18 protein-coding genes and 1 CRISPR repeat array are annotated in these 21,664 nt (G+C 38.1%); of the genes, 9 read left to right on the top strand and 9 right to left on the bottom strand.

The genetic code is table 11. From position 1 onward, the window contains the following. Positions 1–2: 2 nt before the first annotated feature. Positions 3–209 (bottom strand): helix-turn-helix domain-containing protein, encoded by a 207-nt coding sequence (locus C4E06_RS07675; RefSeq protein ID WP_232826186.1) that lies wholly within the window; start codon positions 207–209, stop codon positions 3–5. 88 nt (positions 210–297) lie between these two features. Next, complete coding sequence (locus tag C4E06_RS07680) at positions 298–1,563, bottom strand: RNA-guided endonuclease TnpB family protein (protein ID WP_107666572.1); 1,266 nt, start codon at positions 1,561–1,563, stop codon at positions 298–300. 31 nt (positions 1,564–1,594) lie between these two features. Here C4E06_RS07680 and tnpA point away from each other — a divergent pair, with 31 nt between their 5' ends. The 3 genes from tnpA to C4E06_RS27680 all read left to right on the top strand — a co-directional run bounded on the left by tnpA (position 1,595) and on the right by C4E06_RS27680 (position 3,187). Continuing rightward, entirely contained in the window at positions 1,595–2,008 is a 414-nt protein-coding gene (tnpA, locus tag C4E06_RS07685; RefSeq protein WP_107666573.1) for an IS200/IS605 family transposase, read from the top strand. A 406-nt stretch (positions 2,009–2,414) separates the two neighbouring features. Next, positions 2,415–2,936 (top strand): hypothetical protein, encoded by a 522-nt coding sequence (locus tag C4E06_RS07690; RefSeq protein ID WP_198648403.1) that lies wholly within the window; start codon positions 2,415–2,417, stop codon positions 2,934–2,936. Between the two features lie 8 nt (positions 2,937–2,944). Beyond that, entirely contained in the window at positions 2,945–3,187 is a 243-nt protein-coding gene (locus C4E06_RS27680; RefSeq protein ID WP_198648404.1) for a UbiA family prenyltransferase, read from the top strand. A 179-nt stretch (positions 3,188–3,366) separates the two neighbouring features. On the opposite strand, the gene C4E06_RS29495 is transcribed toward C4E06_RS27680, so the two are convergent. Beyond that, a complete protein-coding gene (locus C4E06_RS29495) occupies positions 3,367–3,480 on the bottom strand; it encodes an endonuclease (RefSeq protein WP_107667540.1) in 114 nt (37 codons plus the stop codon). A gap of 369 nt (positions 3,481–3,849) precedes the next feature. On the opposite strand from C4E06_RS29495, the gene C4E06_RS07700 reads away from it, so the two are divergent. Further along, the gene (locus C4E06_RS07700) at positions 3,850–4,482 is read left to right on the top strand and encodes a crossover junction endodeoxyribonuclease RuvC (RefSeq protein ID WP_107667541.1); all 633 of its coding nucleotides are present in this window, start codon (positions 3,850–3,852) and stop codon (positions 4,480–4,482) included. A gap of 194 nt (positions 4,483–4,676) precedes the next feature. Further along, positions 4,677–5,321, top strand: coding sequence for a PEP-CTERM sorting domain-containing protein (locus tag C4E06_RS07705; protein WP_107667542.1), 645 nt, complete (start codon positions 4,677–4,679; stop codon positions 5,319–5,321). Positions 5,322–5,329: 8 nt separating this feature from the next. Here the strand turns inward: C4E06_RS07705 and C4E06_RS07710 are convergent, their stop codons facing one another. The 4 genes from C4E06_RS07710 to C4E06_RS07725 form a co-directional block, all read right to left on the bottom strand. Continuing rightward, positions 5,330–8,461, bottom strand: a complete 3,132-nt coding sequence (locus tag C4E06_RS07710; RefSeq protein WP_107667543.1) for a phage/plasmid primase, P4 family — start codon at positions 8,459–8,461, stop codon at positions 5,330–5,332. Positions 8,462–9,240: 779 nt separating this feature from the next. Next, positions 9,241–9,465: a ribbon-helix-helix protein, CopG family gene (locus C4E06_RS07715; protein WP_107667544.1), complete on the bottom strand. Its 225-nt coding sequence runs from the start codon at positions 9,463–9,465 to the stop codon at positions 9,241–9,243. 318 nt (positions 9,466–9,783) lie between these two features. Continuing rightward, positions 9,784–10,980, bottom strand: a complete 1,197-nt coding sequence (locus C4E06_RS07720) for a hypothetical protein (protein WP_198648405.1) — start codon at positions 10,978–10,980, stop codon at positions 9,784–9,786. Positions 10,981–11,066: 86 nt separating this feature from the next. Further along, positions 11,067–12,083 (bottom strand): IS4 family transposase, encoded by a 1,017-nt coding sequence (locus C4E06_RS07725; RefSeq protein ID WP_107667551.1) that lies wholly within the window; start codon positions 12,081–12,083, stop codon positions 11,067–11,069. Between the two features lie 89 nt (positions 12,084–12,172). Between C4E06_RS07725 and C4E06_RS29500 the strand changes: the two genes are divergently transcribed. The 3 genes from C4E06_RS29500 (at position 12,173) to C4E06_RS07735 (ending at position 14,802) form a co-directional block, all read left to right on the top strand. Next, positions 12,173–12,364 (top strand): hypothetical protein, encoded by a 192-nt coding sequence (locus C4E06_RS29500; RefSeq protein ID WP_339377151.1) that lies wholly within the window; start codon positions 12,173–12,175, stop codon positions 12,362–12,364. Between the two features lie 77 nt (positions 12,365–12,441). Then, positions 12,442–14,532 carry a protelomerase family protein gene (locus C4E06_RS07730; protein ID WP_107667545.1) on the top strand — a complete coding sequence of 697 codons (2,091 nt, stop codon included), beginning with the start codon at positions 12,442–12,444 and terminating at the stop codon, positions 14,530–14,532. A gap of 9 nt (positions 14,533–14,541) precedes the next feature. Next, positions 14,542–14,802, top strand: coding sequence for a hypothetical protein (locus tag C4E06_RS07735; protein WP_107667546.1), 261 nt, complete (start codon positions 14,542–14,544; stop codon positions 14,800–14,802). Here the strand turns inward: C4E06_RS07735 and C4E06_RS07740 are convergent. Further along, positions 14,799–18,647, bottom strand: coding sequence for a plasmid replication protein, CyRepA1 family (locus tag C4E06_RS07740; protein ID WP_157951123.1), 3,849 nt, complete (start codon positions 18,645–18,647; stop codon positions 14,799–14,801). The two genes, C4E06_RS07735 and C4E06_RS07740, sit on opposite strands and share 4 nt — an antisense overlap. 272 nt (positions 18,648–18,919) lie before the next feature. Then, positions 18,920–19,150 carry a hypothetical protein gene (locus tag C4E06_RS07750; protein WP_107667549.1) on the bottom strand — a complete coding sequence of 77 codons (231 nt, stop codon included), beginning with the start codon at positions 19,148–19,150 and terminating at the stop codon, positions 18,920–18,922. A gap of 201 nt (positions 19,151–19,351) precedes the next feature. Between C4E06_RS07750 and C4E06_RS27685 the strand changes: the two genes are divergently transcribed. Further along, positions 19,352–20,755: a GIY-YIG nuclease family protein gene (locus C4E06_RS27685; protein WP_198648406.1), complete on the top strand. Its 1,404-nt coding sequence runs from the start codon at positions 19,352–19,354 to the stop codon at positions 20,753–20,755. Between the two features lie 109 nt (positions 20,756–20,864). Then, positions 20,865–21,626: direct repeats of the CRISPR family, unit length 37 nt; unit sequence GTTTCAATCCCTCATAGGGATTACTAATAGTTGAAAC. Positions 21,627–21,664: the final 38 nt, after the last annotated feature.

Here is a 21,664-nt window from a genome sequence, read left to right on the forward strand (position 1 = left end):
GTTTATACACCATTATTGTCGTATTGAATGAGATATTGAGTAACCAAACGTTGACCCTTCACACCCAACTCTGTCAGCTTCCCTTCAATTAACTTTAACGCCATTGGGGAGGGGTTAGCGTGTCCTCTTTCCCATCGGTTTACGGTAGGAAATGTTACCCCTAACTGATGAGCAAACTGTTCTTGAGTCAGCCTTAACTCTTGTCTCAAAGCACGAATTAACTGACCGATAGCAGGTTGTGATGGGGTGGGTGACGTTCTCCCTCCGTTAACCGCTTGGGCGGTATAACGGGGGCTTCTAAAACAGAGATAACTGCATATACTCAGTTCCAGAAGTTTCCTGCTTCACAGGCTGTCCACTGACTAAGCCTCCACAGGCAGACGGGATGAGACCCACCCCATGTATTTGCAATGCCTTTTTTATAATATTAACTGCGGCGTTTTCATCCCTATCCATTGTCAAATTACATTTCGGACATTCATGTAATCTAACTGATAGTGTTTTCGGAACTTTATGACCACAGCTTGAGCAATTTACTGTCGTTCCATGAGGACTAACTTTGACAAACCAAACGCCGCGTTTTACCGCCACTGCTTCTAATTTTGTTAAGAAATTTCCCCAAGCGACATCTAAAATACTCTTAGCCAATTTAGTTTTAGCTAACCCTTTGATGTTTAAGTCTTCACAAGCAATAAAATCATAATTATTGACCAACCAATGTGCTGTTTTGTAGTGCCAGTCTTTTCGATATCTAGCAATTTTTTGATGAGTTAAAGCTATTCTTTTTTGTTGTTTCTCATAGTTTTTTGACCCTTTATTTTTTCTGGCTAATTTACGTTGTTGACGAGCTAAATGCTTTTGTCGATTGCGATAAATCTTTTTAACAGCAACTGTTTTTCCTTGACTGGTAGTCAAAAACTCTTTTAATCCTACATCAATTCCAACTGCTGATTTGATATTATCTATGGGAATAACATTCGGAATCGTCTCATCTTCTGCTGTAATACAGACATAGTATCCATCTGCTTTTTTAACGATTGTAGCTGTTTTAAGAATAAAACTTTCAGGAATCGGACGATGGATTACAACTGGTATAGCTCCCCATTTTTTTGTCCAAAGACAATTATTTTGAAACTTGATAACAGCTTTGGGATGATTAACTCTCGAAAAACTAAAAGACCTTAATTGACCAGCTTTTTTAAATCTAGGTCGCCCTCCTCTTTTACCTTTTTTATCTGGAACTAACCATCTTTTCCAGGCTTTTTCTAATCTTTGAAGATTCATCTGTTGAACTTCGCAGTAGATATTTTTGTAGTCAGGAAAGAGAGTTTTTGTCTGTTTTAAATCTGATTGTTGAGTGTAATAATTAACTTTTTCTGGTATTTCTCCTATGGTTTCACTAATTAAACTGCATCTATCAATAGCACATCGAGTCCGTCTTAACCAGTCCAAACGCTGACCTAGCGCATAGTTCCAGTGACGACGTAAAAGTTCTAACCACTGGTTTATACACTCTGCTTGCTTTTGATTAGGCTTGATTCGGTACTCAAATGTCAGTATCATAATACTATTATTGTAGCACTTATCGTTGTTAATGAACAATAGTTATAGTAAAGAAAATAGGTCAGTTTACTTACTTGCCGTACATATTGTCTTAGTGACTAAATATCGGAGAAAAGTCATTACCCCTGACATCCTATCTCGTCTGCAACGAATTTTCACAGATACTTGCAGTAAATGGGATTGTCGATTAGTAGAATTTAATGGTGAAACAGACCATGTTCATCTACTTGTTGAGTTTAATCCTAAAGTTCAACTTAGTAAATTTATTGCTAATTTAAAAACTGTTTCTTCTCGTTTAATCAGAAAAGATTTTTCAGATCATTTAACTCAATTTTATGGACAAAAACCTGTGTTCTGGACTGGTTCTTATTTTATTGCTACTTGCGGTGGTGTAACGATTGAACAACTTAAACAATATGTTGAAAAACAACAATCTCCTGTTTAAAAGGACTCCCTATGGTCGGTTTATTTTTTGGTCGGTAATTCCCCTCCCCCTAACATTCGTATAAGGGGAGACCCCTTACCGACATTTAAGTATGGTCGGTTTATTTTTTGGTCGGTAATTCCCCTCCCCCTAACATTCGTATAAGGGGAGACCCCTTACCGACATTTAAGTTGGGAACATAGCGGTCTCGCTCCGCGAGTGCTGCTGCATCGCTAACTTAACAACCTAAACTTTATAATGAACTTTATAAGGATTAGCAAAAAAATAGAATTTCTTAAGACTTATTCCACGGGCATTTCGGCATCGTTACCATCTCACTAATCTCAACAGATTTGCGATTATAATTATAAATGGTTCAGAAATTTGAGCAAACAGTGAGTTATTAGATTTGTTTTCACGAAAGTTCATGAATTTTAGAAGTATTGGAACATTTATTAGGGATTTTTTACGATATGGCAATGGGATGGTCATCATCTTGGCTGTACTTTACACTCTGCTCTTTTACTCTTTGGCAGAATGTGAGCCAGATAGTGTGGTACTCGTCCTGAGTGGTCTGTTAGGGTTTTTGACCTATAGTTATGACCGTATGCACGATTTAGATGAGGAATCAGACATCATCAATTCGCCAGAACGAACCAATTGGTTGCGAGCGAATTACACCTTCATGGTTTACTTGTGTGCGATAGCAGTGGTCATCAGCCTCATCGCAATGCTGTTACGACCAGCTGCAATCTTTCCTATTATAAGTACGATAGGACTCGCATTTGCCTATAGTCTCCCCATTCTTCGAGATGGTAAGAGCCTCAAAAAAATCCCAGGGGTTAAAACTGCTCTCATAGTCGTCCTCTGGGTCATTCTTACCTTTCTCATCCCCATGACAGTAAGTGGTGTCCACTGGAGCTTTCCAATCATCGGAGGAATCCTCTAGAGAGTCTCATGATAGCATCAATTGCGAATCTGAATGACATCAGAGATACACCAGGCGATCGTCTTGCAGGTGTTCCCACAATAAGTGTGATTTTTGGTGTGAGGATAGCCTTCTTTTTCTCCCTGGTTACTATTATTGCGGCGACAATGGTCGGAGTGGCTTTAGGAAATTGGGTGCTGGTCATGTTAGGTGTTATAGGCACAATTGGGCTTTTGTTCAACAGTAGTAAGATTTTAGAAATGCTGCGCTAGATTAATCCCACCACATACACCCCGTTTTCTTCTTTTGTAGTGTCTTTTTTATGGGTTAGCTTCGTTTAAATCAAAATTATATTGCCATTAAGTTTTAAAACCGTCTAAATTAGCTGAAAATGACTTACTTTAAAACCTAATGGCTATCTATACTAAATACTAGAAACTTTAGAGACTATTTAATTCGATTCTGTGTTTTTATCGTTAGCAAAATAAGCCCAAGTTCCTAGGGTAGCAGCTAATAACCAGCCAACAACTAAAACTAAAATAACGGGTAAAAAATCAGTAGTCATAATGGAGCCTCCGATAAGTATAAACACTTATCAATCTTGGTTCATTCACAACCCTAGCAACCCCTCAACAGCAATTGCAACATTTCTTAACGAATTAACTAAATTGTTGGAACTGTTAATAATTTTCTCAGATAACTGTTAATATTTTCTTAATCTTACCTAGATTTGATATTAGCTAGATAGAGTATTTTTTGCTCTGTTTTCTAGTATTTTGAGAAATATTTGCTTATTAATTTTATCCCAAAAAAGACCCAGATTATGAGTTTTTTCTATATCCTTTAATTCGTAATTCATTTAGTCATGAAATGATAAAATAAGAAATTTATTAAGTTAGTTAAGTTTCCCTCTGTACGAGCGTACACTCGTAGTATGGCGATTCAAAATTCTAAGTTAAGACACTTAATTCGGCAAAAACCCAAGTGGAATAATCTTCCCACTAAAGCGGTTCGAGTCCCTGAATGTCTTGTTGAAGAAATTACCCATTATGCCCATCGTTTAGATCAAAATACTATTTCTACTACGGGTAGTCCTCGATGGCTTGGGATCAAACCTAGCATCTCTAAATTAGGATGGGCTGTGATTGAAGGAGAACCAACAGAAGAACCAAATATGATTGATTTTGGTTTGATTGAAACTGATTCTCATGATCCCTTACCTTATCGTTTGGGGGAAATTGAAGCTGATTTGCGAGAGATTCTCGTTGAATATCAACCTAACCATATCGCCATTGAACAGCCTTTTATTCGGCCCGAATATCCTTCGACAACTAAATTACTGCAAGTCTTGGGTGTGGTTAATTTGGTAGCTTATCGTCATGGTTGCTTACCTACGATGATCTATCCTGCTACTTGGAAAAGTAACCTTGATCATCATAGAGCCGAACGAGAAGACCTTACTGCTATTGTTGAGGAGTTGTTCGATTTGCAGAGTATCTTATTTAACCAAGAAGTCGATGCTATTGCTATCAGTTATGCTGCTTGGTGTGGCTTAGGACAACAATAATTAACAACGTTAGATTTTACTGATAACATTGCCCTAAATCAAACTAAATCAAACTAATTTCTCTAAAATATAAAGTGTTATGGAAAACTCAAATTCATTCGTCAACAAAGAATTTTAAAGTTTTTGGCAACCTAACCCAATTTCTGATTACTATATATTTAAAAATAGACTTTTTGGAAAAATCAAAAAGAACAATGTCTAATAAATATAGATTTGTCACCAAGTTTTTTCTTCAATCAATTTGCTTTGTTATTAGCTTTGGTGCCTTAACCCATAATTCCAGTTCCTTAGCCAACGGTGGGAGTGATTACAGTATCCGTAATGGAGGAACCGTTTTTTGGGGAGTAAGAACCGCCGGTGGAGGCGAAATCATAACCAATGAAATTGGCTTTGAATATGGCATAGGAACGAATGAAACTTCATTACTTTATGAAAATTTAGTCTTTGATGAACAAGATGTTGGTAAAACCTTTACCGTTACTGCGACTGAAGACCCTGACTTTAACTTAATTGTTGAAAAATTAACCAATGGAATAATTGATGATGTCTTTTTAAATCTCACGTTTGCCAACGGAGATAAAATTGAAAGTACAACCTCAGATTCCTTGGGAAACACTGATTTTCAAGGTTGGGAAATTAACAGTATTGATTTAGTGATCAATAGCTTAGAAATTACTACGCCAGGAAATGATCCCAATGGTGATGGAAATTGGACACAGGTAACTTACGACGTTGAAAGTATTATTAATGTAACGAAAGTTCCTGAACCCTCGCCCCTTGGAGGATTGTTAGGATTGTGTTGTTTGGGAGGGATTACGCTTCTCAAAAAGTTTACTTGAATCTCCAATTAATTTAACACCCTTATCCCCTCCATCACTGACAAGGGATAACTTACCCCATTTTCATCTTTTAAGTAGCGATCGCCATCAATCTCAACAACTTTTCCTTGTACTTTGATCGTTCCGGTCACAGGATGGGGAATTAAACCTTGCAACATCTGGCCCACTTCATAATTGGGGGTTGAGAGACGATGGAGCAATGAAGCTTCTTTGAGATTTTCATAAAACTCCAACAATTGAGCATCAGTTAGACGTTTGCGAGAACTGACCCCGTATTGGCTTAGTAGGTATTCTTTCCTGATATTGGTTGACCATCCTAACTGGGCCATTTCATGATCAATGCGTTTCATTAACTCATTTTGAGTAATAACCGAATGCTGTGATGAATTGTTATAGCACTGTTCTGTCTCTGTAACCTTTATGGGAGTTGACTGTGATGGCTGTGACGACCTTTTTGGGGTTTCGTCTAAAACTACATTCTCAGTCACTACAACCTTGATACTTTCTCTTTCTAAATTTAAAGATTGATCATTAGAAAAATTATTTTTCGGCTGAGCGACTGAAGAGCCTACACAGCCATCACAATCTTCTCCTGTATGGGTTTCAAGGATTACATAGGGCTTATTAGCCATCACATCTTGAGTCACGACGGCGGATTTTTGCGCTTCACTCAGGGTAGATCGTTTCACCCATAGTCCTTCGATGAATGGGGCTTCGTCATCCAAATGGTCACGGATTTTTAACCCTTGGATAAACACCCCATTCCGGTTCCGGTCTTTCACTACATCGTTTAAGTTGAGTTGGTGGTTACATAAATCTAGTAACAGGGTTGAAAACCGGTTAAGACTAATGGGATTAACTTTGATTCCTTTACAGAATGCACAATAGTTTGGGTATAGCCATTTTGATGCTCCTCTATACACCTCATCGCTTTCTGTGGATTTAATGGCCTTTCCTACATGGGTATAACTTTGGGGGTCGTAGATGATATTCTCATTTAACCACGCTGCAATAGGGTTGTTTTCTACCATCGACTCTATGCGTTCTAAGGTGAGCTTAACGCACCTAGAATGGGCATTTTTGATGCACTCAGAGGCACTTTCACTCTCCATCTCCAATACCCAATTGAGAAACCCAGGAATATATGGCACAAATTCCCCTGATATATTCCCTCGGTTATCATGCTTAATCAGGTTCCGTTGATTCTCTTCACTAATTTTTCGTCTCATACCTACGGTAATGCGCCGGCGTTGTAATCCACTGGTATAGTCAGAGGTTTTGATATGCTCGTTACCGGCGATAATCACCAAACAGTCGGGTTTAAATCCCCCCGTCGCTTGCTGCATTTTCTTTTCGTAAGGTAAGCTGTCCTCTCCTGTTAAGGCTTTGAGGGTGGTGACATCCCCTGTATATCTTTCGGCATCGGTGACTAGGACGAGTCTTTTATCCTTGATGTTGGCTGTCTCAAACTTTGAGGTTTCTAACCGTTTTAAGGTGGTTACGTGACAGTTAGAAAATCCTACTAAGGCGATCGCTAATCTGATTAGGGTTGATTTGCCAGTTCCTCCGGGGCCAATTAACTCTAAAAATTTCTGCCAATCGGCACGGCCTGTTACCACCCCATGAAGATAAGCCCTCACTAATTCTACTAGGGACTCATCCCCCTGCATCATTTCCAGTAACCACTGTTTTATGGGTTCTCCTGTGGCTAAGGGGTTATAGTCGTATGGTAAGGACCAAGTAAAGTAATTGGTTGGACTATGGGGCCATAAATCCCTCGTCTCAATATCGAGTACCCCATTCTTGAAAGGAATTAATCCTTTATGGGCATTGCAAGCCATTTCTTTGACTAACAAGATTCTCGATAGCTTTTTGCCTAGTTTTTCAACAAAGTTAATGGTAATGTCCCTATAAGTTGGCTTTTGGGCTTTTAATTGGTCAATAATGTCTTTCTTCTCTTCCCTGCTTCGATTACTTTCTTTGACACTGTTTATGGCTACTGCTATTTGACTATTAATTTTGTCAAATTTCTGCTTTAATTCTCTTAGTTCTAGGATTATCCTCCTTTCTAGTTGAATCTTGCTGATTTTCCCCCATATTCCTTCTTTTTCGGCACTGTATAAATGCCATTCTCCCGTGGCATCTTCAAAAATCAATCTATCTTTGTATAATTCCTCAAAATAAAGGGTCAATCCCTCTTCATTCCATTTTGGTAACTCATGCTCTAACTTGGTTATTTTGATGGGGGCCGGTTCATTACTCCGGTTTTCCCATATCGAATGGAACCATTGGGCCTCATTAACAACGATCGCATCATCGATTCCTTTCTCTGGGGTGTCCCAACAAAGAAATAAAACTTTACAACATTGGTCACGGAAGCAACTGGCTAATCTTTCCCTGGCTGCTATGACACTAGCCTGGGTTTTTAATTTCTCATCTTGGTCAAATACGATGACAACCTCGCGGCCCGGTTGTGCTAAGTATTGAAGCTGTGGCAATAACGTGGGGTTTCCGTCCTCATCTTTGGGTGAACCGTTCCATATTCCAGGGATACTAATGGCCGCTATTCCTTGGGATAACAATGCCCCGGCTTTTTTCGTGCCTTCGACAACTGCGATCGCCACATCTGGATTCTTCTTCACCCATTTCCAGAATAACTGGTCTTTTTGCCGTAGAAATTCCTTGTAAGTGATTCCTTCGGTCATTATCCATTGCTCACGTATCTGTTCTCGATATTTCTTGAGAAGACCTGACTTTTTAGCTACTTTTAACCCAATACGTCGAGAGACTTTGAGACATATTGCCTCAACCGGTTCATAGGGGGGAACTTCATATTTTCTTACTTTGCCATCAGAAGTGACTTTTGGGTTATTGGGTTTAAGTTGGCCCCAGAGAATGTCTTCTCCTGTTTCCGGGTCAACGGCGTTGACTCCCCATCCTCCGTCTTCTAGGTGCTGATTGGCTTTCAAGGTTCTGTTGTTGATTCGTCCATCGTTCCGTCTGGGTACGTTTTCACTATAGAGTAGGAAGTCAAAGGTGGCGGGGCCAATAAGCGATCGCACATTGAGATAGACGATTTCCGGGTCAACTCCTGAACCATTTACCCACTCGTTGCGGTGCTTTTCATTAATCTTTTTCATTTTGGACTCCAGTTTTTGTAATGTGCTGGAGATGCCTCGTCATGATGACCAATTGGTAAAACTAAGTTCAGACAACTAAGATAAAAATAGATATGTTTTGAAGCTGGTGGGTGTTCTTCACCAGTGTTTGTGTTGCCAACTTGTTAGGTAGCAGTCATTAAGGACAGAACATCCCCAGTCTTTCCTATTTCGACTTAACTAAATATGTAACTAACTCTATGTTTCGACACACAAGCATAGTAATTTGTGAATGCTGATGAGATGGTTTGTCCCCTTGGGTGGTCACAGGGTCTAAATTCGGGTACATGGTTTTCTCCTTAATGTGGTTTAAGAACGCATAAGGAGAGCTAAGACTGAGAAAAGAAACTTAATATAACCAGAGTCGGGATTTTTAGCTAAATCCCCTCTTTTCTAGCAATGGTAATTATTTTTTAGACAAGGGTTGCCTGTACCGCAAATTTCCTATATCATGAGGTTATTGCGGTTAATTACCGTTACTAAAATCTTATATTTTCTTTCTTATCTCATCGTTACCTCCTTATGTAGTTGGTTAACAGAGATTTCACAGAGAGAAGCCCTTATGTTAGAAACGTCGGAACCATTCCCCAATGAGTCGGCGTTTCGTGGTTTTTAAGGGTTTCTACACTTGAGAAACATCCGTTTGATATTGATAATGCCATTTTCAGGACTAACTCAACTATATAGTAAATCCTTATTGCAAACAAGCGTTAAAAAGAATTGGGGACTTTTTCTGTTTTGCCTAATTTGACAGAAACTTGTTACTCTGCTTTATCTCCAGAGATTTCCTTTAGTAAATCTTCATTAAGACATTCAGTGCGAATCAACCGCTCAAGCACCTCAGAGCGAGTTAGACGCATTTTTTCTGCTATTGCGTCCACTTTTTCCACTGCCGTCGGAGTCAACATCAGATTGACTCGTCTCTTTGATTCTCCCCACGCTCCTGCATCTACACGGTAATCCTTTAACATCGCTATTCCACTCATATACACATATCCTCATATTTATTATTACCTTTTTTTATTATACACATACTTACATACTTGACTATATACACACATATACACTAGAATTAAATCAGCAAAAAAAATAAGGAGAAACAGCTTAACTGCTCTCCCTATTCAACATAAATCTATTTCTATTATGCGACAAAACCAAGATTTCACGCCTATCGAGGGCTTAACGCAATGTGATACCTGTATTAATTGCTCCATGTTCACCGATTTCCGAGATAATCGCAGTCGAGGATGGTGCAGTGCTTTTGAGAGAATAGCCAAAACGTTCCATCCCCAAACCAACACTTGTCAACAGGCGATCGCTCCTGTCATCTCAGGGATAGTTATTAAGTCATATAACCAAGGGGCATGATCCCGTTTTCTTAGTTTTGTTTTCTTGATGGTTCCTTCTAATAAAACTAAGTTAGCTTTATTACCTTTATAGGTATTTTCTACTTTTTCTATCTTTTTGGTCGGGTCACAGGCTGCGATAAAATCGCAATACATATCTGATAGATTACCATCAAAACAAATAATTCTATCGGCTTTTTTAATGGCTTCTTTGACTAAGTCTATTGCTTGTTCCCGATTATTAATAGTTCGAGAAAATAACAGATGTTTTAAGACTGAAATGATTTCGTCTAGTAGTAAGACTTTCTCATCAAAGTCATTGGCATTAAAACGGTAATGGGAGTTAATACAAGCGGTGACTTTTCCTTGAGGATTCCTAATATAAAGACTACTTTCTTGTTCATGGATATGAGTAAATTCTATGTTTTTTTGGGTTTCTTTTTTGGCTTTGGCAGTCTTCTCACAAAACTGATAAAGTAGAGAGTTTCTGTATCCTAAACTTACCGCGCCATAGTTCTCTAATCCGTTTTTAAACCACTCAATTGTATTAGTGGTTTTACCTGTTCCTAACCCTGATTTACCGCATAAGATAGTGTTTTTTTCTGGTACTCTTAGGTCTAAATACTCCTGCTCTACTGTTTGGGTTGGGGTAAATACTTTACAACTTTTCCAGGCTTTAAAGGCTTTTTGATGGTAAACTAGTTGGTCTGATTTTTCCTTGAACTCGTCAATTGGAATCAGATTTACAGTCACCAATGAACAGTCACCAGTCACCAGTGTTGTTCTTTCGTTTTTTCCCTTAGCTGTTATACAAAGATTACTAACTTCTGATTGATTATTAGTAACTGAAAATTGTTTATTACTGGTGACTGGTGACTGGTGACTGATGACTGTTTTAATTTCGTCAATGTCTAATCCAGTTTCTTTGTCATTGAGTTGTCCCCAATCAGCTACTTTTAGGTTGGGTAGAATCTTTCCTAGTTTTTCGTATGCGATCGCTACATTGGGGTTGATGATAGAACCAGCATCGGCATACAGAATGAACTCAACTTCATCCCATTGGTATTGTTGTTTTATTGACGCGATCGCCTCTTCTATGGCCTTTGTACTACTGCCAAAGTTTCCCCCACTGGCCCCTATAATCGGAATCCCCACATTAGATGATGCTAGAAGGCAGAAATGTTGAATGTCTTTAGAAAACTTTACATATCAAATTAGACTAACCCTATGGTGCTTAAATTTCACCTTAACCAAATCAGTTTTCTGAACCAATGTACATAGCTAATTTCCTGACACATATAAGCTTGAAGATAACGGAGTTTATCTAATATCGTTTTTCCAAATTCTAATGGTATTTCTATTAACTGTAGAATTAAATAAGCAATTAAGCAACTATAGATTTGGATTCTAATTCCATTCTCATTCTTCGTCATTAGTCTGTCTAATTTTAAGTGCATCTTTAAAAATTTCCAAAGTAATTCTATCTGCCATCTTTGTACATAAATCTCTGCTATTTCCTCATTGCTTACTCCTTCTTCTCCATCAAAGGGTAAATTAGTTGCTAATCTAAATTCAGTCCTGTCTTCTAAGTCACAAAATGCGACTACTCTAATTTCTACTTCTCTTTCATCTTTTCCTACTTTAGAATTACCATCATCTAGCCTTTCTAAAGTAACATTATTTTTAATTCTCAAGACAAATGCTTTGTTTTGTTGTTCTTTCAACTCCCTGATTCTTTCACAAGAAGCGAACCCTCTATCCATTATGCCTACTCCATTTTCTGGAATTGCATTTACTGTTTGATGTCCATATTTATAGTCATGTCCTTGCCCAAAATGAATAACTATTCCTCCTGTTTCTGATGTCCAGTTGTCTAATCCACAAAATAGTTTAACTTGATGATATCCTTGACTGCATAAAAGTTTACTTGTTAGACTAAGTATAGTAGAATCAATAGGAAAATAAGAACGAGCTTTTCTTTCTCCTTTTCGTTGACGAAGCTTTCTTTTTAATTGATTAATGATGTCAAGAAAAACTTGAGTGTCTCTTTTCTTGCTTGCCTTAGAAAAATTAGATATTTTTAGGTCTATTCCTTGAGTATTTAATCTTTTAAATAAATCCTGCATACTCACAACACTTTTATCCATTACATACTCCAACCAGCAGGAGACAAATGAAAATGTACTGAGAACCGGATAATCATTTCTAGGTAAAGGTTTTAAGATAGTTTTAATGACTTTAGGAAAACTTTGTAAAATCAAATTATTTATTTTGCTTTTCTATGTTTTTTCTTATTCTAGCATTTTAAACGGATTTTCTCCAGGCTTTTTTCTAACATTCAACATTTCTGGAAGAAAGCAGAGCTATTTTAGATGAATTACGGCGATTCCGTCATGTAATCAGAAGTGCTTATTCCTTTCAGTTAGATAGGCAAAAAGTGCTAATTGTTGTTAATAATTTTTTGATTTATCATCATCAACTTATCCAAGAAATTCAATCATTTTGTAATTATTTAGATGAAGAAGAAGATCAACAATAATTTTCTTATACTCGTACCTTTACTTATACTCGTTAATTGAGTATAATAATAACAGAGGTTAACTTATACTTATACTCATGTCTAATTATGATAGTATCGTTCATTTTTGCCAGCGAGAATCAGAGATTGATTTAACAGAAGCGATCGCACAAGCGAGAACGGAATGGTTAAAAAACTGGTTATTAGAGCATTTACCGAAAATAGCTGAATTAGAGGATACCCCCGAAGACCACGAATTTGCCCGACAATGGGATGCTATGGCGAAGGAGATGATGGCCGATCGCGGTTTGGTTACACCTTCACAGCAAAAGAACCGCCTCACTGATATCCGTAATGCCCTGAAAACCCTTAATCCTAACCATCCTGCTTTAGCTGATGTGGGGTTTACCTCCCAAGAGTGGGAGGCCATTAACCGTTCTTCTGAACAACGAGTTAGCGATCGCAATACTAAATTTTTATCTGACCCTGATGCTATTGTAGAGAAGGCCATCGCTTTACTCGATAGCAATGATTGGTCTGACTTGGCCGCTGGTTTGGCTGTTTTGACTGGTCGCCGTTGTGCTGAAATTTTACAGACTGCGGAGTTTGAATATAAATCTCATTATTCGGTTACTTTTAGTGGATCTCTGAAACGTCGCAGTGAACCGGTTAACCTACAGTTTGAAATTCCGACTTTGGCCTCGGCATCAGTAGTCATTGACGCTTTAGCTAAACTGAGGGAATGGGTTGATACCAAAGGGTTAGATAACCGGGCCATTAATAATAAATATGCCCATGCTGTCATTAACTCAAGCGATCGCCATTTCCGTGAGTTAGTCCCCACCCGTGATGGAGAAGATAATCTTTATACTCATTTATTCCGGGCTGTTTATGCTACCATCGCCACTCATTGGTATTGTCCCCCTAATGTCCCTGAGTTAGAGTTCAGAGCTTATATTCAAGGTCATTTTAAAATCCTCGATGAGAATAACCCTGAGTTAAGAAGGAGTTTAGCGGCCTCTCGTAATTATTTTGATTATAAGATTGCTGATGGTCAAGGGAATGTCGATGGCCGGTTAGGGATTAAGTTAGCGTTCCCCAATGTCACTGTGGTTGAGGCTTTTGAAAGTTATTATCAACCCCCAATAAGAGATGATGATAACCATGATGAAGCTGTACCGAATAATTCTCAACCCATACCCGAACCCGAACCCCTCACAGATGAAGAGTTAGTTAAAGCGTTAGTGAGTATGCTTGATAGTTCTGATGATGAAGTGTTATTGACTGGGTTAATGGGGGTTACGGGCCGTACTCCTGGTGAACTGCTTAAGTCCGGGGTTTTTCGGTTATCTCCTGATGGGATGGTTTTGTTTTCTCCTACTGGTTTAACTCAATCTTCTCCCCTTCCTACTTTGGTTGAGGGGCCTAAAGTGATTGACGCGATCGCTTGTCTTCGTCACCACCCTGATGTTCAATCAGAGTTATATCTTAGTCCCAATCAAATTAATGACCATTGCCATGCCAAAGTTGAACCGGTCATTACTCAATCCCTTGGTTTGAAGGATATCAAAGAACTTTACGCTAACTATACTCACCTTTGTTCTCTTCAAGAAATCTCAGTTACATCCGAACCATCAATGGCAACCGAACTTGATTGGGCTGATGTCGCAAAGTCTTTAGCACAATCTCTTAATCTTGATTCTCCTACTCAATTACAAGATTGGTTTGACCAGCTTCCATTTGATTCTACTCCCCATACTCATACTTATACTCATACTCAAGATGAGTCTGATGAACTTAAAAGAATGTTCTCGTCTCAACAACAATCATTGAATCATTTAACTGATGCTATCTCGAATCTTGTGGTTACTCTCAAGGGAGAAGAGACAACCACCACGCAAGAAAACACCAATCATACCCTAAATCCAGGGAAGCAAAAAGTTAATCGTGCCATTGATGCCATTATCGATTACAACAATAATCAGGCTACTAAAACAAAGGATAAATGGCGGATTACTATTTCGGCACTTAAACAGTTAACTAAATGTAATCAAGGTTTAATTGCTAGAGTTATTGAAAAACGTCAAACTGAAATTGAACAACATCATCAAACCCATCAATTGGGACAATATCATAATTCTAAAGGTAAAATGGCTCCTTCTATTTCTGATGTTATCTCTTCTATTTAAGAATAAATAATGAATAACTCCAACCAATTTGAACTACCGTCAAGTCAAGAACGAGATTATTCGATTCTCCTCAGAGTCATGGGAGAACTATCTGACGATCCTGTAGATTTAGTCGATAAACTAATTTCATTAGTTAACACCGAAACAAGAGATTGGAAAAATCCCGACATCAACACTTATTGCCAAAAGAACAGCTTTGACTCTTCTGACCACAAACAACTCAAAATCATCTTACAACAAGAGTTAAGAAAAGAAGGTTACGATGTTTAAATTGCCATTAATCCCTCTACATAATCGATCGCATCATCGGGCATCCTCTCAAATAACCAGTTTAAAAGTTGATGACTACCCCATCCTAACTTATGACTTAACTGGGTTATCTTGGCCTTGGCCAGTTCTAGCCCCTCAAAACTTTCGGCTGCTAATAACCACCAATACGCAGTATGGACTGTTAACTCAAAGTCAGGTGAGTAGCGATCACTTGAATAAGGCCACCAGAATGGTTTTAAGTCTTCTGTCACATTCGTTTCCTCTTGGTTATTAGTCTTACGAGTTCGAGCAAGTTCTGTGACACCTCCTAGACTCTGTGGGGACTGGCTTTGACCCTCCTCATTTTCTAATTGGTCTTGGGGGTTTCCTACCTGAACCACGTTCTCTGTTCCGAGGCTAAAACCTGTTCGGTAATCAGTCTCAGTTCTCCCGTTATTTTCTACTGTCACAGAAGTCTCTTGCTGGTTAATTGTATACGAGTTTTCGGGAAGTTCTGTGACACCTTCTAAGCCATATCTGGTGACTGTTTGACCCCATTTGAGATCGAAGGCGTTTAAGATGGCGTTCCGATCAGAATTGTTCAGTTTTTCGGGGTCAAGTTTATAGGTTCTTACTCGTTCCCCATTGACCCGTTTTTGTTCACAGATGAATCCTAAACCGATTTTATCTAGGAACCGGTTCAGCAAATGAATGGCCTTAGATTTTTTGGTGACGATGATGTCGAATAACTGGTACAAGCGATTTCTTCTCCGTAAGCATTTTTGCTTAAACTCTTCTAACCAAGAATCATCCTGGGTGTATTCCTTATCTGGGTTAGCTAAAACTTCGAGTATTCCCAGGTCTAATAATTCTTTGACTAGGGGGTAGTAAGCCCTAATGTCCGGGAGGTACACTATCGAATGAGTAGCGAATTGCCTAAACTTATGGCTGTATTCTTTCTCATCGTAATATTGGGCCGCGTCGGGGTTTAATAACTTCCAGTACAACTTAATGGCATTTAGCGATCGCCTTCTATCCCTGACCACGTTCTTTTCTATGAACTCTGGGGTTAACTCGACTCCGGGTATTTCTTCACCGATAAATGCTTTGGTTGCTTGATGCCGTTCAGTGGCCGTGGCTGTTGCTTTTCTCATTATGGACTGGGCCGCCTCTAAGGTTATATCCCCAGAATTGGCGATCGCACTCGCTGTTTCCCTATGAATGGCCTTACCCTGTTCCGTTTCCCCTTCCATGAACTCCTTAGTTTGTAATAAAACTTCACATCCATTAGTGTTAATTTTTATTACTTCATGGCCTTCGTCTATTAATTCCTGGGTGAAGATTTCTCTGAGGTTAGCTAAGCCAAAATTATCACGGGCTTTGAAGTTACAATAAGCAGTAATATGAACGTTAGACCATTGCCTTTTTTCGCAGTCTACCATTTCTAATAATTTTTCAATATATTCTACAGGATCGTCAAGTTTTACTAATTGTTGAACATCTAATAAACTTAACCCTTCTTTATGGTATTCGTGAAGGGACTTGTTAATCTCAACAGGGTCAAAACTTCGATTACCTCTTATCATCCCTGCGGTTCTAATATAAATATATCTGGGTACGTTTGCTCTATATCTCATCAATGCTTGACGACATTGGGAGGGAGTCAAGACGCCGACAAATATTCCAAATACTTTATCAAACCAGTGTTTTACTTCATGGTCTATTTTACCATTAATTTTCCCATCGATGCTGGTTCCCGTACTCATTGATGGGGTATAAATTAGGATATCGGGTCGTTCTTTTTTGATGGATTCATTGACCCTTTCAACATAATCTTTCCCCCATTGATCTTCTACTGTTTTACTGTCTATTCTGTTAATGATTTTATCAGGAAATCGTTTATGTAATTCCCTTTCCATTTTTTCAGCTTCTGCTTGAGAATCAGTGGCTATGATGATTTTTTGACCGGCTTCAATAGCGTTAAGGGCTTCTTGTTTAATCCATTTCTTTTGGTTTAAAATATAAGCTTTATAACTCAAAGGCTTTTCATGGTTGACTATAGTAAAGACTGAGGTATTTGTCGGAGCCAATGACCTAATGTAATCGATACTCACATCGGTTAAGTCGGCATCCGATAGTAAAACTAATCCTTTATAGGATAAAACTTCATTGATAATCTTTTGAAAAGATTTTAAGAGTAATGACCGTTTTTCTTTACAGGTTGATGAGGCTAATAAATGGGTTAATCCTAGTTCTGCTTCATCTAAGAAAATGGCTGTTTTCTCTAAGTTTCTATGGTATAATTTCCAAATAGAATCAAAACATAATCCTAATGTGGCTTGGTTTTCATAGATGGTTAATCGGTTGACTTGTTTACACAAGGGATCATCAGTATCTATTTGCCATTCGATACCCCATGCTTGTGCCTGTCCCCTTCCTAAAACAATCCTAGGAACAATGGAAATGATTTTGTATCCTTCTGTTCTCAATTGTTTGATTAGGTTCTCATTGAGGTGACTTTTACCACTTCCTTTGGCACTTTTTAGGTTAATTATCCCCTGTTTGGGCATCAGTTCTATTAGTAAGTCACTGGGTAAGTATTTACCATCAATTAAGTCTTTTTGGGTTAGCTGTATGTCTGGAGCATAAGTCAAGCTTCTTAAGTCTTTTTGGATTTTCTTGATTCTAGGATCTAGCTTTTTCTTCTGATAGCTTTTAGCTTTTTTAAGAAACTGCTTAATCGTAATTAACTTAACATTTCCTTCTCCTTGAAGGCTGAATCTGAACGATTTAGCTAGTTTGATTTTCTCAATGGTTTGATCGTCTAATTCATCAATGTCTAAACCAGTTTCTTTATCGGTTAATTGTCCCCAATCCACTACTTTTAGGTTAGGTACAATCTTGCCTAGTTTTTCATAGGCGATCGCTACGTTTGGGTTGATAATTGACCCGGCATCGGCGTACAGCACAAACTTGGGTTTTTCCCATCCATATCGTTGCTTAATTGATGCGATCGCAGCTTCTATGGCCTTTGTACTACTGCCAAAGTTCCCCCCACTGGCCCCAATAATCGGAATCCCCACGTTAGATGATGCTAGAAGGGGTTTATATTCTAATCCCTCACAGAACCCTATTATTTCCTTTTCGGGGGCTTCCTGGGGTAAATAAGTGGCAATGGGTAGTTCTCCCGATGGTAGGTCGATGGGTATCCCCCTAGAGTTCTTTGAGGATAACCATAGGTATTTCCCTAATTCGTTGGCCTGTGGGGTGAGATTGTTGATTCTGAGGCCGGTGTACAATCCATTTTCGTCTGGTACCGGAATGAGGATACCGTCGCAGGGATTATTTAGTTTGTCCCCCCGGTGGTTTACCCCTGATAATCTGATATCTACAGGTTTTCTTAATCTTTGCCACTTGGTAATACTTCGGTAGTTCCCCTCAGTTATTTGGCGATCGCTTATCCCCCGTTCCCTCAATATTTGACCGTGGGTTTGAGATAGGGTTAGCTGGCCCAGTATTTCCCTGATTACCTGATCCCTCTCTGGGATAGATAACAGCTTCTCTAAACTCTCTCCCTGCTCCCTGCTCCTCCGCTCCCTGCTCCCCTGCTCCCTTCTCCCTGCTCCCTGCTTCCCTTGCTCTTTTAACCATTCCTGGCGGCGTTCATCAGCCCATTTCTCAGCATCGGGCTTGTAAGCCCACAGATTGAATCCCCACGGGTCTTGGCCCCGATACAGGTAATCTAAGGGGTTGGCTTCACTGCTTCGACAGTAAACTAGGTTTGTGCTGGTGTTTTGTCGGCAATCACGGCGTTCTCCATTACACACCGGACAGGGAGTCTGACGGTTATATCTAAGCCAGATCATACGTCCCCCCTAACTGTGATACAAGGGGGTTGATGATGGAACTTAAGAAAAATTTTCCATCACATTTAGATCCGCCACAAAGCAGACTACGTATAAGTTTCATGAATGTCTCCAGAAGTGGTTACAACCTTCTGGCTAACCTCAAACTGGCTTTATTTGGAAATCTTGGGTGACAATAGAAATAAGAAATTTAATTTTTAGGCTTGGTTTTGCCTTAAGGTTAGGAAACGATTTTCGTTCTAGCTTTGAGGTTGCCAGGTTTTTTTATTGGCTTAACTTTCAGCTTTTTCTTGTTCTAATTGATAATCTTTAGCTGACTCTAAACCACCAGCACGTATCGCACGTTCCAATAAATCAGAGCGTGTCATTTTGTATTCCTTGGCTAGTCGATCTATTTCATCCGAAGCAAAATCCGTCAACATAAAGCACTTCTGCTTTTTGACTTCCCCGTAAATTCCTGGTTTTGAACGAACATCTTCAGACATTACTAGCAAAGACATCATATATCAGTACCTCATTAGGTTAGCTTTTTTTCTATCCTACCACAAACATCAGGATATCCATACCTTGATATCCTGATATCCTGAAAGTTATTCCCTGAATAGCTATTTCTGATAAAAACTTTCAAAAATACGAGATAACCCCGTTGTTCTTGCTTTTTAAACCAAATAAGCTCTTAAACAGTATTAATTTATTTATCGTTTATGAAGGTAGAAACAAGCATTTTAACTTTACCAAAAGTGGCTTTAGAAAACCGAAAAGAATTACCATCCCTTTCTGGTGTTTATTATGTTATCGATCAAAATAATATCATTTGGTACATTGGTCAGGCTAAAAACCTTCAATCTCGTTGGAAAAGCCAATCTCACCATAGACTATTTCAATTAAAATCACAGAAAAAAGTAAAATTTACTATTTATTATCGAACTCTCGAATCTTCAAAACTTAATGAGGTTGAACAAAAAGAGATTGCTAAGTATCATCCTCATTTAAACCAGACTAAAGTTAAACATCAAAAAGTTAGACCAGCAGAAAGTTTACTACGAGAAACCCTAATTAAGTTTTCTGGTTATATCGTTGTATTAGGTGTTGAAGCACCGAGAGAATTAGATTCTAATTTAATTGAACAGTGTAGATATTATAGTGAACAATGGTGGGTACAAAAGAAAGCTTTAACCTCTAATGTCATCCATCTTGGTCTTGATGCCACTAAACTAAGTGAATTTGCCAATGAAGAAGTTGAGACTTTTGCTGGTTTAATTGATAGTCCTTTTAAAAGTAGAAAAAACTATTCTAATAAATGGCAACAACCCCCTGGAGCTATAAAGAATCCAAATATTGGTGTTGGACATTGTGCGCGTCTTTTTGTTAATGGTTTTGTTATTGAGATATCCGCAATCTATGGTATTAAAGACTTACTAATAAATATTAATAATACGGCTTTAGCATCAGAAGATATTCCTAGTCTTAATCAAGAATCATTAAATCAACTTAAAAATAAATGGTTTAAAACTTTAGCTGGTATTTATCCCATAGAAGAAGAGATTAAAGAAAAGCAAAAAAATTATCCTAGTAATTTAGTTCTTTCAAGATTACAACCTTATACAGAAAATCCTATTCCTGTTGTTTTTAAAGAAAATTTAGATAAGTCCACTTTAGTAAATGAGCTTCAAAAAATTAAAGATGATTATAAATCTGGAAAAAGAGGAATAGGTAGTCGCTCAAAAAAACAACAATTTAAAAATGAATATGAATTAACACAAGTAAACAAGAAAAAAACATTAGACACACAAAGTAATTTATTTCCTCTCTCTGCTATATCGAGTTGGTCTTCTAAATTACTTATGTATGTAGATCGTTTACCGTTATTCTCAGGAATCTATATCGTTGAAGTTGCTGTACATAGCCAACACTTTGTCTGGTATGTTGGTCAAGCCAAAAATCTACGTTCTAGCTGGATAGGAGATAAACATCATCTTCATTCCCAACTAGATAGATGCAAAGAAACACTCTTTTACAGGGTTTATTATCATGAGTTTCCTGAAGAACAATTAGATGAGAAACAACAGTATTATATAGATTTACTTGAGCCTATCCTTAATATTTAATATGGTAATTTTCTATTTTTAATAAAATAAATTTTTAATAAATTCCTAGGAATTCAGTTATTACCTCAGCCGTTTTTTTTATACATTCTTGAGCGGTAAATCTGACTGTAGGAATCCCCTCTCTAAGCATTACCAATAGTTGAAACCTAAGAATTAGTTTGGGTCTAGGGACTCCGTTGTAATGTTTCAATTCTTCATAGGGATTACTAATAGTTGAAACAACTGGATTAGTGGTGGCAACAGTAGTCCGTGGGGTTTCAATCCCTCATAGGGATTACTAATAGTTGAAACATATTTATATTCTGAATCATTACCTGTCACTCTATAAGTTTCAATCCCTCATAGGGATTACTAATAGTTGAAACTTTAGTTTTTACAAATCCATAATATCATACTAAAAAGTTTCAATCCCTCATAGGGATTACTAATAGTTGAAACATCAGGCGTGAGTACCTTTGCACTTTCCAGGTTCAGTTTCAATCCCTCATAGGGATTACTAATAGTTGAAACAAGATAAACAAAGAATACCAAACAAAGCAGACTGGTTTCAATCCCTCATAGGGATTACTAATAGTTGAAACGATAGAAACTCATGACAAAAACAAATCTAAAGAAGTTTCAATCCCTCATAGGGATTACTAATAGTTGAAACATCATTGGGAATCAAACAACAATAAAGCAAGTCTAGTTTCAATCCCTCATAGGGATTACTAATAGTTGAAACTTAAGTTCAACAATTTGCTTTTGAAGATGGGATAAAATGTTTCAATCCCTCATAGGGATTACTAATAGTTGAAACTATTTAGTTCTTCTTCAATCATTACGTCAAGGAAAGTTTCAATCCCTCATAGGGATTACTAATAGTTGAAACCCGGTTCCTCATCTTTCTCCCCTTCGCACAACCGTTTC

It is taken from the genome of Cyanothece sp. BG0011 (assembly GCF_003013815.1).
In the GTDB taxonomy this organism is placed as follows: Bacteria; Cyanobacteriota; Cyanobacteriia; order Cyanobacteriales; family Microcystaceae; genus Crocosphaera.

Excerpts from the sequence above, each read along its gene's own strand:
- C4E06_RS07680 (WP_107666572.1), bottom strand. The coding sequence starts at position 1,563 with ATGATACTGACATTTGAGTACCGAATCAAGCCTAATCAAAAGCAAGCA.
- tnpA (WP_107666573.1), top strand. The coding sequence starts at position 1,595 with ATGAACAATAGTTATAGTAAAGAAAATAGGTCAGTTTACTTACTTGCC.
- C4E06_RS07690 (WP_198648403.1), top strand. The coding sequence starts at position 2,415 with ATGAATTTTAGAAGTATTGGAACATTTATTAGGGATTTTTTACGATAT.
- C4E06_RS27680 (WP_198648404.1), top strand. The coding sequence starts at position 2,945 with ATGATAGCATCAATTGCGAATCTGAATGACATCAGAGATACACCAGGC.
- C4E06_RS29495 (WP_107667540.1), bottom strand. The coding sequence starts at position 3,480 with ATGACTACTGATTTTTTACCCGTTATTTTAGTTTTAGTTGTTGGCTGG.
- C4E06_RS07700 (WP_107667541.1), top strand. The coding sequence starts at position 3,850 with ATGGCGATTCAAAATTCTAAGTTAAGACACTTAATTCGGCAAAAACCC.
- C4E06_RS07705 (WP_107667542.1), top strand. The coding sequence starts at position 4,677 with ATGTCTAATAAATATAGATTTGTCACCAAGTTTTTTCTTCAATCAATT.
- C4E06_RS07710 (WP_107667543.1), bottom strand. The coding sequence starts at position 8,461 with ATGAAAAAGATTAATGAAAAGCACCGCAACGAGTGGGTAAATGGTTCA.
- C4E06_RS07715 (WP_107667544.1), bottom strand. The coding sequence starts at position 9,465 with ATGAGTGGAATAGCGATGTTAAAGGATTACCGTGTAGATGCAGGAGCG.
- C4E06_RS07730 (WP_107667545.1), top strand. The coding sequence starts at position 12,442 with ATGTCTAATTATGATAGTATCGTTCATTTTTGCCAGCGAGAATCAGAG.
- C4E06_RS07735 (WP_107667546.1), top strand. The coding sequence starts at position 14,542 with ATGAATAACTCCAACCAATTTGAACTACCGTCAAGTCAAGAACGAGAT.
- C4E06_RS07740 (WP_157951123.1), bottom strand. The coding sequence starts at position 18,647 with ATGATCTGGCTTAGATATAACCGTCAGACTCCCTGTCCGGTGTGTAAT.
- C4E06_RS07750 (WP_107667549.1), bottom strand. The coding sequence starts at position 19,150 with ATGATGTCTTTGCTAGTAATGTCTGAAGATGTTCGTTCAAAACCAGGA.
- C4E06_RS27685 (WP_198648406.1), top strand. The coding sequence starts at position 19,352 with ATGAAGGTAGAAACAAGCATTTTAACTTTACCAAAAGTGGCTTTAGAA.